Origin of the sequence: Mycobacterium sp. KBS0706, from assembly GCF_005938675.2 — a bacterium.
Lineage (GTDB): Bacteria > Pseudomonadota > Alphaproteobacteria > DSM-16000 > Inquilinaceae > Inquilinus.
Map to the genome: position 1 here is coordinate 74,235 of NZ_VCCH02000013.1, position 12,599 is coordinate 86,833.

General features: G+C 70.5%; 12 protein-coding genes. 7 read left to right on the forward strand and 5 right to left on the reverse strand.

All coding sequences use genetic code 11. The features are described 5' to 3' along the window. Positions 1-7: 7 nt before the first annotated feature. Both rsmG and mnmG read right to left on the reverse strand, forming a co-directional pair. On the reverse strand, positions 8-607 hold the full coding sequence (gene rsmG, locus FFK22_RS09640) for a 16S rRNA (guanine(527)-N(7))-methyltransferase RsmG (protein ID WP_138885835.1): 600 nt from the start codon (positions 605-607) through the stop codon (positions 8-10). After that, entirely contained in the window at positions 594-2,465 is a 1,872-nt protein-coding gene (gene mnmG / locus FFK22_RS09645) for a tRNA uridine-5-carboxymethylaminomethyl(34) synthesis enzyme MnmG (RefSeq protein WP_138885834.1), read from the reverse strand. The genes rsmG and mnmG overlap by 14 nt, the downstream gene beginning before the upstream one ends. A gap of 99 nt (positions 2,466-2,564) precedes the next feature. On the opposite strand from mnmG, the gene FFK22_RS09650 reads away from it, so the two are divergent. Then, positions 2,565-3,086, forward strand: a complete 522-nt coding sequence (locus tag FFK22_RS09650) for a hypothetical protein (protein WP_138885833.1) — start codon at positions 2,565-2,567, stop codon at positions 3,084-3,086. 22 nt (positions 3,087-3,108) lie between these two features. Here the strand turns inward: FFK22_RS09650 and mnmE are convergent, their stop codons facing one another. Beyond that, positions 3,109-4,428 carry a tRNA uridine-5-carboxymethylaminomethyl(34) synthesis GTPase MnmE gene (gene mnmE, locus FFK22_RS09655; RefSeq protein WP_138885832.1) on the reverse strand — a complete coding sequence of 440 codons (1,320 nt, stop codon included), beginning with the start codon at positions 4,426-4,428 and terminating at the stop codon, positions 3,109-3,111. Positions 4,429-4,477: 49 nt separating this feature from the next. Further along, positions 4,478-4,723: a DUF6489 family protein gene (locus tag FFK22_RS09660; protein ID WP_138885831.1), complete on the reverse strand. Its 246-nt coding sequence runs from the start codon at positions 4,721-4,723 to the stop codon at positions 4,478-4,480. A 79-nt stretch (positions 4,724-4,802) separates the two neighbouring features. On the opposite strand from FFK22_RS09660, the gene FFK22_RS09665 reads away from it, so the two are divergent. The 6 genes from FFK22_RS09665 to FFK22_RS09690 all read left to right on the forward strand — a co-directional run bounded on the left by FFK22_RS09665 (position 4,803) and on the right by FFK22_RS09690 (position 11,820). Next, positions 4,803-6,815 carry a thioredoxin domain-containing protein gene (locus FFK22_RS09665; RefSeq protein WP_138885830.1) on the forward strand — a complete coding sequence of 671 codons (2,013 nt, stop codon included), beginning with the start codon at positions 4,803-4,805 and terminating at the stop codon, positions 6,813-6,815. Next, positions 6,812-7,309 carry a methylated-DNA--[protein]-cysteine S-methyltransferase gene (locus FFK22_RS09670; RefSeq protein ID WP_138885829.1) on the forward strand — a complete coding sequence of 166 codons (498 nt, stop codon included), beginning with the start codon at positions 6,812-6,814 and terminating at the stop codon, positions 7,307-7,309. The genes FFK22_RS09665 and FFK22_RS09670 overlap by 4 nt, the downstream gene beginning before the upstream one ends. A gap of 126 nt (positions 7,310-7,435) precedes the next feature. Next, entirely contained in the window at positions 7,436-8,131 is a 696-nt protein-coding gene (locus FFK22_RS09675; RefSeq protein ID WP_138885828.1) for a dienelactone hydrolase family protein, read from the forward strand. A gap of 9 nt (positions 8,132-8,140) precedes the next feature. After that, positions 8,141-9,115 carry a quinone oxidoreductase gene (locus tag FFK22_RS09680; protein ID WP_138885827.1) on the forward strand — a complete coding sequence of 325 codons (975 nt, stop codon included), beginning with the start codon at positions 8,141-8,143 and terminating at the stop codon, positions 9,113-9,115. 267 nt (positions 9,116-9,382) lie between these two features. Next, positions 9,383-10,489 carry a calcium-binding protein gene (locus FFK22_RS09685; RefSeq protein WP_138885826.1) on the forward strand — a complete coding sequence of 369 codons (1,107 nt, stop codon included), beginning with the start codon at positions 9,383-9,385 and terminating at the stop codon, positions 10,487-10,489. Positions 10,490-10,542: 53 nt separating this feature from the next. Continuing rightward, positions 10,543-11,820: a hypothetical protein gene (locus tag FFK22_RS09690; RefSeq protein WP_138885825.1), complete on the forward strand. Its 1,278-nt coding sequence runs from the start codon at positions 10,543-10,545 to the stop codon at positions 11,818-11,820. Between the two features lie 75 nt (positions 11,821-11,895). Here the strand turns inward: FFK22_RS09690 and FFK22_RS09695 are convergent, their stop codons facing one another. Next, the gene (locus FFK22_RS09695) at positions 11,896-12,549 is read right to left on the reverse strand and encodes a TetR/AcrR family transcriptional regulator (RefSeq protein ID WP_138885824.1); all 654 of its coding nucleotides are present in this window, start codon (positions 12,547-12,549) and stop codon (positions 11,896-11,898) included. Between the last annotated feature and the right edge of the window lie 50 nt (positions 12,550-12,599).

Sequence of the window (12,599 nt, forward strand, 5' to 3'; positions counted from 1 at the left end):
GGCGTCGTCAGCCACGGGCGAACCCCTCGATGCGGATGAGCACGGCGTCGGGATCGGTCCGGCTCGGATGGAGGTCTATGGTCATCTTCGGCGATGGCGGCAAGGCGGTCAATTCGGCCTCGGCGCCGCGGCCCTTCGGGAAGATCGCGACGGTGTGCGGGCCGGCGAATCGGGCGGCATGGTCGAGCAGCACGGGCAGGGCGGCCAGCGCCCGGGCGGTGACCACATCGGCGGGGAAGGGCGGCACCTGCTCGATCCGCCTGGCATGCACCGTCACCGGCGCCCGTGTTTCACGTGAAACAGCGCGCAGGAACTCGGCCTTGCGCTGGTCGCTCTCGACCAGATGCGTCTCCAGCCCGGTCGCCAGCGCCAGCACCAGCCCCGGGAAGCCGGCGCCGCTGCCGAGATCGACCAGCGTCCTGGCGCCGGCCGGGATCAGCGGCACCAGCTGCAGCGAATCCTCGAAATGCCGGCGCCGCACCTCGGGCAGGGTCGAGGGTGCGACCAGGTTGATCGCCCCTTGCCACTTCCGCAGTAGCGCCTCGTAGCGGTCGAGCTTTTCCGGGAGATCCGGGTGCGGCGGGAAGGCGGCCTCAAGCGATGGCACGCCGGTCCTCCGAATCGCGCCGGACGTGCTTCAGCAGGGCGACCAGCGCCGCCGGGGTCACGCCCGGCAGCCGGGCTGCGGCGCCGAGCGTCGGCGGCCGCGACCGCTTCAGGATCAGGCGGATCTCGTTCGACAGGCTGCCGATCGCATCGAAATCCAGCTCCGCCGGCAAGGCCAGCCCCTCGTCACGGCGGAAGGCGCGTATGTCGGCCTCCTGCCGGTCGAGATAGCCGGCGTATTTCGCCTCGGTCTCGACCTGCTCCGCCACCGCCTCCGGCCACTCCGCCAGCTCCGGCCAGATCCGGGCGAGGGCGGCCAGATCGATCGCGGGGTAGCGCAGCAGGTCCATGCCGTCGCGGCGCACGCCGTCCTGGTTGACCGCCAGGCCGTGGCGCCGCGCCTCGGTCGGGGTCAGGGACAGGGCCCGGATCCGTTGCCGCGCCGCGTCCAGCGCCGCCGCCTTGCGGGCGAACAGCGCCTGCCGCTCGGCCCCGACGCAGCCGGCGGCGATGCCGCGGGCGGTCAGGCGCTGGTCGGCATTGTCGGCGCGCAGCACCAGCCGGTACTCGGCGCGCGAGGTGAACATGCGATAGGGCTCGGGCGCACCGCGGGTGACCAGGTCGTCGATCATCACGCCGGTATAGGCCTCGGCCCGGTCGAGCAGCAGCGGGTCGTTGCCGGCCACGGCCCGGGCGGCGTTCAGCCCGGCCATCAGCCCCTGGGCCGCCGCCTCCTCATAGCCGGTGGTGCCGTTGATCTGCCCCGCCAGGAACAGCCGCGGCGCCGCCCGCAGCATCAGCGACCGGTCGAGCTGCCGGGGATCGACGAAATCGTATTCGATGGCATAGCCGGGACGCAGGATGACGGCCTGCTCCAGCCCCGGGATGCCGCGCACCAGCCCTTCCTGCACGTCGCGGGGCAGGGAGGTGGAGATGCCGTTCGGATAGACCGTCGGGTCGTCCAGCCCCTCCGGCTCCAGGAAGATCTGGTGCCGCTCCTTGTCGGCGAAGCGCACCACCTTGTCCTCGATCGACGGGCAGTAGCGCGGGCCGACGCTGTCGATCTGCCCGGAATACATCGGCGCCCGGTGCAGATTGGCGCGAATCAGCGCATGCGCCGCCGGCGTCGTGTAGGTGATGAAGCAGGAGACCTGCGGCACCGTGATCCGGTCGGTGAGGTCGGAGAAGGGCACCGGCGGATCATCGCCCTTCTGCTCCTCCAGCGCCGCCCAGTCGATGGTGCGGCCGTCGAGCCGCGGCGGCGTGCCGGTCTTCAGCCGGCCGAGGGTGAGGCCGAGCCGGTGCAGCGTCGCGGCCAGGCCGATCGACGGCGCGTCGCCGACCCTTCCGGCCGGCCGCTGCTCCTCGCCGATATGGATCAGCCCGTTGAGGAAGGTGCCGGTGGTCAGCACCACGGCTCCGGCGGCCAGGGTGCGGCCGTCGGCCAGAACCACGCCGGAGACGGCTCCGGCCGAATCGAAGGCCAGGTCCTCGACCGAGCCGGCGACGAGATCGAGATCCGACTGCTCGGCCAGAACCGCCTGCATCGCCTGACGGTACAGCTTGCGGTCGGCCTGGGCGCGGGGGCCGCGCACGGCCGGCCCCTTGCTGCGGTTGAGGATGCGGAACTGGATGCCGGCGCGGTCGATCACCCGGCCCATGACGCCGTCCAGCGCGTCGATCTCGCGCACCAGATGGCCCTTGCCCAGGCCGCCGATGGCCGGGTTGCAGGACATCTCGCCGATCGAGTCGAGCCGCTGGGTGACCAGCGCCGTACGCGCGCCGAACCGCGCCGCGGCCGAGGCCGCCTCGCATCCGGCATGGCCGCCGCCGACCACAATGACATCATACTGTTCCATGGCGGCGGACTTTACGGAGGCGGGACGGCAGGGTCAAATGCAGGCTCACGAAACCCGGTGTTTCACGTGAAACATCGCGGCCGAGGAGGATGTGGTCGCGTGCTCTCCATTGTCTCCACCCTGGCCGCCACCGTAGCCGTTCTGGCGACTGCGCTGACGACCCCGATCGAGCGGGCCCCAGCCGTCCGAGCTTCCCCGCCAGATGTGCAGCTGCGCTTCGCCGAAACCGAGCCGGCGCCGGGCTTGAGCCAAGTGGACGGTGGCGGCCGGGTGCTCTACCTGCATCCCGACGCCGTGCTGTCGACCCCCGACATCGCCTCGGCCACGGCCCGCACCGATCCGGTCTCAGCGGCCCCGGTCGTCGAGCTGACGCTAACCCCCGCCGGGCGCGATCGCCTGGCTCGGGCCACCACCGACAATGTCGGCCGGATCCTGGCCGTGCTGGTGGACGAAGCGCTGATCACGGCCCCGATCATCCGCGAGCCGATCCTAGGCGGCCGGGTCCAGATCAGCGGCTCGATGACCGTGGCGGAGGCCAGCAACCTCGCGCTCCTGCTCAGCGCCGGACGGACTTCATCCGGCCGATCACTGGCCGACGCGGTACTGGGCCGCTTCGACTGAGCGATGTTCCACGTGAAACATCTCACTTGCCGATGCAGAAGCTGCCGAACAGCAGGTCGAGCATGTCCTCGACATCGACCCGGCCGGTGATGCGGCCGATGGCGCGCAGGGCCAGGCGCAGATCCTCCGCCGCCAGCTCCGGCAGCGGCGCAGACGGAACCCTGGCGAGGGCCTCGCGCGCATCTTCCAGCGCCGCGCGGTGGCGGGCGCGGGTGAGGGCGGGGGAGCCGTCGCCGGTCAGCCGCCGCTCCACCGCCTCGGCAAGGACATCGAGCAGCCGGTCGAGGCCGGCGCCGGTCCTGACGGAGAGGGCGATCTCGTCCTCGGCGCGCAGCGCATCGGGCGTGCGGTCGATCTTGTTGAGCACGCGAATCGTGTCCGGCCCCGGACCGAGCGCCGGGTCGGCAGGCATCGGCTCGACGGCGTCGCGGATGACCAGGCGCAGATCGGCCTCGGCGGCGCGGCGGTGGGATCGGCGGATGCCCTCCGCCTCGATCTCGTCGGCCGTCTCGCGCAGCCCGGCCGTGTCGGCCAGCACCACGGGAAAGCCGCGCAGGTCGAGCGCGACCTCGACCACGTCCCGCGTCGTGCCCGGCCGGTCGGAGACGATGGCGGCGTCGCGCCGGGCCAGGGCGTTGAGCAGGCTGGACTTGCCGGCATTGACCGGGCCGAGGATGGCGATGTGGACACCCTCGCGCAGCCGCTCGCCGCGGCCGGCATCGTCGAGATGGGCGGCGATCGCGGCCGACACCTCGGCCACGATCCGCTCGGCCTCCGCCGCCAGGTCCGGCGGCAGGCCCTCATCCGGAAAGTCGAGCGCCGCCTCGGTCATCGCCAAGGCCCGCATCAAGGCGGAGCGCCAGCCCTCATAGAGCGCACCGAGGGCACCGCCGAGCTGGCGCAGGGCCTGCAGACGCTGCGCCCGGGTCTCGGCGTCGACCAGGTCGGCCACCGCCTCGGCCTCGGTCAGGTCGAGCTTGCCGGCCAGGAAGGCGCGCCGGGTGAACTCGCCCGGCTCGGCCGGGCGCAGCCCCCGGATCCGGGACAATGCCTCGACCACGCCGCGGGTCACTGCCCGGCCGCCATGCAGGTGCAGCTCGACGACGTCCTCGCCCGTGTAGCTGGCCGGACCCGGGAACCAGAGCATGAGGCCGCGGTCGAGCGGCGCGCCGTCGGCCGGGTCGCGCAGCTCGGCGAGCGCTGCGGCGCGAGGGGCGGGTAGGGGACGCCCGGTCAGCGCCTGCAGCGCCGGCCCCGCGCCGGGGCCGGAGATGCGCAGCACCGCCACGCCGCCGCGCCCGGCGGGGGTCGCCGGCGCGAAGATGGTCTCGCGGGGAGTCATCGAGCGGGGCCTGAGGCTCCGGCCGGTGTTTCACGTGAAACACGCACGCTCAGGACTTGCCTCCCTTGCCGCCGGTCATGCCCTGCCAGAAGGCGCGTTGCAGCGTCTCGAAGCCTTCGATGCTGGCCGGCAGCCAGGTCTTCAGCATCGCCTCGGGCTCCATCGCCGCCAGGTTGGCGCGCATCCGGTCCTCCAGATCCTTCAGCAGGGCCTGCTGCATCGGGCCGACATCCGGCAGGCCGAAGAAGGCGCGGGCTTCCTCCGGCGTGCATTCGATATCGATCGAAACCTTCATCGGGATCCTCCGGCGGCGTTATCGTGTCGAGAACAGTATAGCCGCTGGTCGCGGCGCCAACACAAACCGGGATATCGAGATGCCCAACCGCCTCGCCGAGGAGACCAGCCCCTATCTGCTGCAGCACGCCGACAATCCGGTGGACTGGCAGGCCTGGGGGCCGGAGGCCTTCGCCCGCGCCCGGGCCGAGAACAAGCCGGTGCTGCTGTCGGTCGGTTACGCCGCCTGCCACTGGTGCCATGTCATGGCGCATGAGAGCTTCGAGGATCCCGCCATCGCCGCGGTGATGAACGAGCTGTTCGTGTCGATCAAGGTCGACCGCGAGGAGCGGCCGGATGTCGACACCATCTACCAGTCGGCGCTGGCGATGCTCGGCCAGCAGGGCGGCTGGCCGCTGACCATGTTCCTGACCCCGGACGGCGCGCCGTTCTGGGGCGGCACCTATTTCCCCCCGACCAGCCGCTGGGGCCGGCCCGGCTTCACCGACGTGCTGCGCGCTTTGTCCGCCGCCTATGCCAACGAGCCGGAGAAGGTGACCAGCAATGTCGCCGCCCTGGCCGAGGCGCTGGCCAAGCAATCCGAGAACCAGCCCGGTGCCGGGCTGAGCCTGGAGGTGCTCGACCAGGTGGCGAAGCAGCTGGCCGGGCAGTTCGACCCGGTCTGGGGCGGGTTGCGCGGCGCCCCGAAATTTCCGCAACCGGGACTCCTGGAGCTGTTGTGGCGCGGCTGGCTTCGGTCGCAGCAGCCGGCTTGGCGCGACGCGGTGCTGCGGACCCTGACGGCGCTGAGCCAGGGCGGCATCTACGACCATCTCGGCGGCGGCTTTGCCCGCTATTCCACCGACGAGGAGTGGCTGGCGCCGCATTTCGAGAAGATGCTGTACGACAACGCCCAGCTGATCGACCTGCTGACCCTCGCCTGGCAGGAGACCCGCGACCCGCTATACGCCGTGCGGGTCGAGGAGACGATCGCCTGGATCGAGCGCGAGATGATCGCCGAGGGCGGCGCCTTCGCCGCGACGCTCGACGCCGACAGCGAGGGTGAGGAGGGCCGCTTCTACGTCTGGAGCGAGGCTGAGATCGACGCCGTACTCGGAGAGCGTTCGGCCGCGTTCAAGCAGGCATACGACATCACGCCGGGCGGCAATTGGGAAGGCAAGACCATCCTCAACCGCCGCCACGACCCGGCCTGGCGAGACGCCGACACCGAGGCGGCGCTGGCGGAAGACCGCGCCGTACTTCTCGACCGCAGGGCCGTACGCGTACGGCCCGGCTGGGACGACAAGGTGCTGGCCGACTGGAACGGGCTGATGATCGCGGCGCTGGCCCGCGCGGCCGAGGCCTTCGACCGGCCGGCGTGGATCCGATTGGCCGAAACCGCCTTCGCCGCCGTGGTCCGGCAGCTCGGGCAGAGCGATCGTCTCGCGCATGCCTGGCGCCGCGGCAAGGCCACCGCGCCAGGGCTGCTCGAGGATTACGCCGACATGGCGGCGGCGGCGCTGGCGCTCCACGAGGCGACGGAGGAGGCCTCCTATCTCGACCACGCCCGGCGCTGGACCGCGGTGCTCGACACCCATTTCTGGGATGGCGGCCGCGGCGGGTACTTCCTGACCGCGGATGACGGCGAGGCCCTGATCGTACGCACCAAGAGCGCGTACGACGCCGCGGTGCCGTCCGGCAACGGCACCATGCTCGGGGTGCTGACGCGGCTGCATCACCTGACCGGAGACCGACTGTACGCTTTGCGCGCCAATTCCCTGATCGCGGCCTTCACCGGCGAGCTGCAGCGCAACTTCATCCCGCTCGCCACCTGGCTGAACCGGGCCGAGGACCGGATGGCGCCACTGCAGATCGTGGTCATCGGCCCCAAGGACGACCCCGCCACGCAGGCGCTGCTGCGGACGGTGCACGCCCGGTCGCTGCCCGGCCGGATGCTGCTGCGACTCGACCCCGGCGTGGCGTTGCCGGACGATCATCCCGCCGCCGGCAAGGCGATGCTGGACGGTCAGCCGACCGCCTATGTGTGCCGTGGGCCGGTGTGCCAGGCGCCGGTCACCGCACCGCAGGCGTTGCTGGAGCTGATCGGGCCATGACCCGCCGGCCGCCCGCCGACCGGGCCACTTGCACCATCGACACCCCGGTCGGGCCGGTGCGGATCACCGTCGCCGGCGGCGTTATCGCCGCGGTCGACCATGTCCAGGATCCGTCCGACGAGGCGCCGCCGACGGACAAGCTGCTGCGCAAGGCGATCCGGCAGATCGAGGAGTATTTCGCCGGCAAGCGCCGCCGCTTCGACCTGCCGATGGCGCCGGCCGCCAGCCCGTTCCAGGCGCGGGTGCGGCAGGCGGTGATCGACATCCCCTATGGCGAGGCGGCGTCCTATGGCGGGGTGGCCCATATCCTGAACAGCGGCCCGCGCGCCGTCGGGCAGGCCTGCGGCCGCAACGACCTGGTGCTGCTGGTGCCCTGCCACCGCGTGATCGGCGCCGGCGGCACCCTCGGCGGCTACGGCAGCACCTCCGGCCTGGAACGCAAGCGCCGGCTGCTGGCCTTCGAGGGGTATCCGGGAAAATTCTCGGAGAATTGAATTGATCCAAGGGCCGCGCGACCGGGGTGTTCGGCCGCCGTGACAAGCGCGCCGGGCTCCGGGTATCGTCCACCCCGTTTGCTTCGATTGCTTCGTCCACCGCAACGCTCGAGGGAGAGCGACTCCATGGCGACAGTCACCATCACCGCTGCCGATGGCGGCCGCTTCAACGCATATCTGGCGCGGCCGGCCTCGGGCTCGGGGCCGGGCATCCTGGTGATCCAGGAGATCTTCGGCGTCAACGCGGTGATGCGGCAGGTCTGCGACGACCTCGCCGCCCAGGGCTATGTCGCCCTGTGCCCCGACCTGTTCTGGCGGCAGGAGCCGGGCGTCGACATCACCGACAAGTCGCAGGCGGAGTGGGACAAGGCCTTCGCCCTGTTCAACGGCTTCAACGAGACCGCCGGCGTCGAGGACCTGATCGCCTCGTTGGCCGCGCTGCGCGACCTGCCGGAATGCTCCGGCCGCGCCGGCGCGCTGGGCTATTGCCTGGGCGGCCGCCTGGCCTTCCTGATGGCCACCCGCTCCGACGCCGACTGCGCCGTCAGCTATTACGGCGTCGGCATCGACAAGCTGCTGGGGGAGGCCAGCGCCATCACCCGGCCGCTGATGCTGCACATCGCCGAGAAGGACCGCTTCGTGCCGCCCGAGGCCCAGGACCAGATCCGCGCCCGGATGGCGTCGCTGCCGACGGTCACGGTGCACGCCTATCCCGGCCTCGACCATGCCTTCGCCCGCGTCGGCGGCGAGCATTACGACGCGGCCGGCGCCACGCTGGCGAACGACCGCACCGCCGCCTTCCTGACAACCCATCTCGGCTGAGGAGCCCTTATGGTCCACGCCATCCGCATCCATGAGAACGGCGGCCCGGAAGTGATGCGCTGGGAGCCGGTCGACGTGCCGGCGCCCGGCCCCGGCGAGATCCGGATCCGCCACACCGCGATCGGGCTGAACTACATCGACACCTATATCCGCGACGGGCTCTACAAGTCGCAGCTGCCGCTGGTGCTGGGCCAGGAGGCGGCCGGGGAGGTCGTCGCGGTCGGCCCGGACGTCGCCGGCTTCAAGCCCGGCGACCGCGTCGGCTACGGCAACGGCCCAACCGGCGGGTATGCCGAGGAGCGGGTGATCCCGGCCGACAAGGTGGTGAGGATCCCGGACGGCGTCACCGACCGCACCGCCGCCGCGATCCTGCTGAAGGGGCTGACCGCCTGGTACCTGCTGCGCCGCACCTTCCCGGTCCAGCCGGGCCAGACCATCCTGTTCCACGCCGCCGCCGGCGGCGTCGGGCAGATCGCCGCGCAATGGGCCAAGCATCTCGGCGCCACGGTGATCGGCACCGCCGGCGGGCCTGAGAAGGTGGCGCTGGCCCGGGCCGCCGGCTGCGACCATGTGATCGACTATTCGACCGAGGATTTCGTCTCCCGCGTCCGCGCCATCACCGGCGGCAAGGGCGTGCCGGTGGTCTATGACGGCGTCGGCAAGACCACCTTCGAGGGCTCGCTCGACTGCCTGTCGCCGCGCGGCATGATGGTGACCTTCGGCAACGCCTCCGGCCCGGTGGCGCCGATCAGCCCGCTGGTGCTGTCGCAGAAGGGCTCGCTGTACCTGACCCGGCCGACGCTGGGCAGCTACATCGCCACGAGGCCGGAATACGAGGCGGCGGCAGCGGAGCTGTTCGACGTGGTGGCCAAGGGCGCGGTGAAGATCTCGATCGCCCAGACCTACCCGCTGCGCGAAGCCGCCCAGGCCCATCGCGACCTGGAAGCGCGGAAGACCACAGGGTCGACGGTGCTGCTGCCGTAGCGCAGCAAATCCGAATTCGGAAAGACGCAGGGCTGGGGCCGGGTGGCGGATATCGCCATCCGGCCCTTTTTTTGCCAGCGTCGGAATTTTTCCCTGTCCCTCCCATATGGGCGTGCCCAGCCGCAGCGAAGACGGGGTACAGCGATCTGACCGGCCGGGTTCCAAACGGAGCGCTGCTGCGCTCGCCCACCGGAGACAAGACAGTCCCGGCCGCACTTTCGCGCCCGGCAGAAGCCCGTCCCGTCCATCAGCTCATGAGGCAAGCCCATGGCGATCATCAACGGCACCGCGAATGACGATGTCTTGCCCGGCAATGACGAGAACGACCGGATCGATGGTCTCGGGGGCAATGACGTGCTCCTTGGCAACGGCGGCGACGACGAGCTCTACGGCGGCGACGGCAATGACGAACTCTATGGCGGCGGCGGCAGCAACACCCTGAGCGGTGGTGGCGGCGACGATCTGGTCACCGTCACCCGGACATTCAGCGACCCGGCCAGCGTCGACGTCGCCGATGGCGGGGCCGGGGCCGACACCCTGATCGTGGATTTCGCCGGCTCCGGCCTTCAGCTCACCTTTACGCTGAACGGGGCGAGCAGCGATGGCTCGATCAGCTCCTCGAATTTCGAAGCGCTGGTCTACACCGGCGGAAGCGGGAACGACATCGTCACCGGCGCGGCGGGCAGCGACCAGCTGTTCGGCTACGCCGGCAACGACACGCTGGCCGGAGCCGCCGGGGCGGATCAGCTTGACGGCGGTGACGGCAGCGACGTGCTCCGTGGCGGCGCCGGGGCGGATGCGATCGACGGCGGCGCCGGCATCGACACCGCCAGCTACTATACCGGCGCCACCGGGGTCGTGGTCAGCCTGGCCAGCGGGCTCGGCAGCGGCGGCGAGGCCCAGGGCGATACCCTGTCCGGCATCGAGAACCTCTCCGGCAGCCAGGGGTGGGACCAGCTCTACGGCAATGCCGGCGCCAATGTCCTGCAGGGGTGGAACGGCAACGACCTTCTCGTCGGCCGGGCCGGCAAGGACACCCTCACCGGCGGCGCCGGGGCGGACCGCTTCCAGTTCACCGCCATCGGCGACAGCGTGGTCGGGGCCAATGCCGACCGGATCACCGACTTCAACCGGGCGCAGGGCGACAAGATCGACCTGTCGGGGATCGACGCCAACACCGGCGCGGCGGGCAACCAGGCCTTCAGCTTCATCGGCTCCGGCCTGTTCGGCCACCATGCCGGCGAGCTGCGCGCCGCCGTCACCAGCCCCGGCATCACCACCATCGCCGGCGACGTCAACGGCGACGGCGTCTCGGACTTCCACATCACCCTCACCGGCAGCCTCAGCCTCGTCGCCGCCGACTTCGTCCTCTAGCGCCCTGGCGCGAGAGAGCGACCCCAACTCTCGATCCGCATCGGAGAACAGACATGAGCCAGGGTCTCAAAACCGCAGCCGCCGGCCTGATCGCAACCCTCGTTCTGAGCATGCCGCCGGCAGAGGCAGCACAGAGCCAGTCGGCAACCGTCAACGGCGTGGCCGTCGACCGGGTCACATGGCGCGGTTCGGATGGCGGGATACGCACCGCCTCGCTCAAGCGCCAGGGCAACGGCAACCCGGGCAATGGCGGCTATGCGGTCCAGATGACATATCCCTATCTGCTGAACGGCGTCCCCACCACGATGACCGTCAATGCCAGCAGTGCCGGAGACGGCTTCGGCTATTTCGTGGCCCATGAGCGCTACCGGAAATTCTCCGACGGCACGGAAGCGCCGATCGCCAACAAGATCTTCGGAGCCGATGATTCGCCGCTGGGCCTCGGCTTCGCGGTCGCTGGCCGGATCGTGCCGAGCACGAGGAATCGCGTCATCGTCGAATACAAGACGACCTATCCGAAATACGGCACCATCGCCCCGAACGGCATCGATCCCGACACCGGCGAGGACAGCCCGCCGCTCGGCACCAGCCCGGCGCTGTTCAAGCGCTACGACCTGCCGGTCACGATCACCTGGTACTTCCAGGACGGGGCCAACTGGCCGCTGATCGTGACGCGGGTCAGCCTCGCGCCCCTGCCGGGCGCCGACCGGGTCAGCTTCGACCTGCGCGGCCCCTACGGAAAGCTGAACTTCGACGGCGGCAGCAACCCCATCCGCCAGGTGATGTGGGCGGATCGCTACAAATTCACCACGACCACCGACCCGCTGACCCGGAACTCAGCCTGGACATGGACCGAGACCAACACGGGCGCGCGGTTCTCGGCCCTGCTGGCCGGCCAGTTCGAGATGGGGCTGTTCGAGCCGACGCCCTATTCGATGTCCGCCCTGCGCGACGGCTATTCCGAAGGGCGCGGCAAGACCTCGGCGACATACAATGGCGGCAATGGCTGCCCCTTCCAGACGCAGAAGCTGCCCTGCGACTACGAATGGCCGTACCAGTCGTCGCAATACGAGCTGCCCTATGACAATCCCAACGGCACCACAGTGTCCGAGAAGATGGCCTGGGGTTCGACGCCCTATTACGGCACCAGCCTCGCTTCCGTGTATGACGGCGTCCAGTCGGTGCCGTTCAACGGCTTCCCGCAGAACCGGATCATCGAATACCGGGTCTGCCTGGTTCTGGGCCCGCGGACGGCCGGCGGCCTGACCAAAGCCATCGCTTCGCGGACACCGGGCGCCTACGACTGCGCGATAAAGCCGTCCGGCCTCTGACCGGCTGAACGTCGGTCCCGCCGCTCGAAGCGGCCGGCGGTGTCCGATGTCCTTACCCGGCCTGCCGAAGGCCGGTCAGGGCGTCGGCGCCGCCGGCGCCGCCGGCGCAGCGTAGGCGCGGAGGAAGGCGTCGACGCCGCTTCGGAGGCCGCGCTCGATCCGCTCCTCGCTCGGCATCTCGATGCCGAGCTCCATGCGCATCTTCATGTGGCCGAGGATCATGGCGCCGAACTGCTCGGCCGCCAGCTCCGGGTCCGGCACCGCCAGCACGCCGCGGGCATTGGCGGCGGCGAAGAAGGTCGTCAGATGCGCCTTGCCCTGGCCCGGCCCGGCCTCGTACATCGCCCGGCCGAGCTCCGGGAAGCGGCCCGCCTCGGCCAGCACGTTGCGGTACACCTTGATCACGTCCGGGTTCAGGATGAAGCGCAGCAGCGTGCCGCCGGCGTCCATCAGCGCGGCCCGCAGGTCGTCCGGCGGCGGCGACATCGCGGCCAGCCGCTCGAAGGCCCGGCAGGCGGTACCGACGATCGCCGTGAACAGCTCTTCCTTGCTGGCGAAATGGGCGTAGAGCGTGGCCTTGGACACGCCGGCCTCACGCGCGATCGCATCCATGCTGGCCGTGCCGTAGCCCTGTTCCAGGAAAACGGCATACGCCGCCTTCAGGATCTGATCCGGCTTCCGGCTGGCGGCGGCTGGCGGCGGAAGCGTCTCTGTGAACGGGCAGGTCATCGGTCCATGGATACGGCAAGGTCGGGGATACGACAAGGTTGAGCTAAACT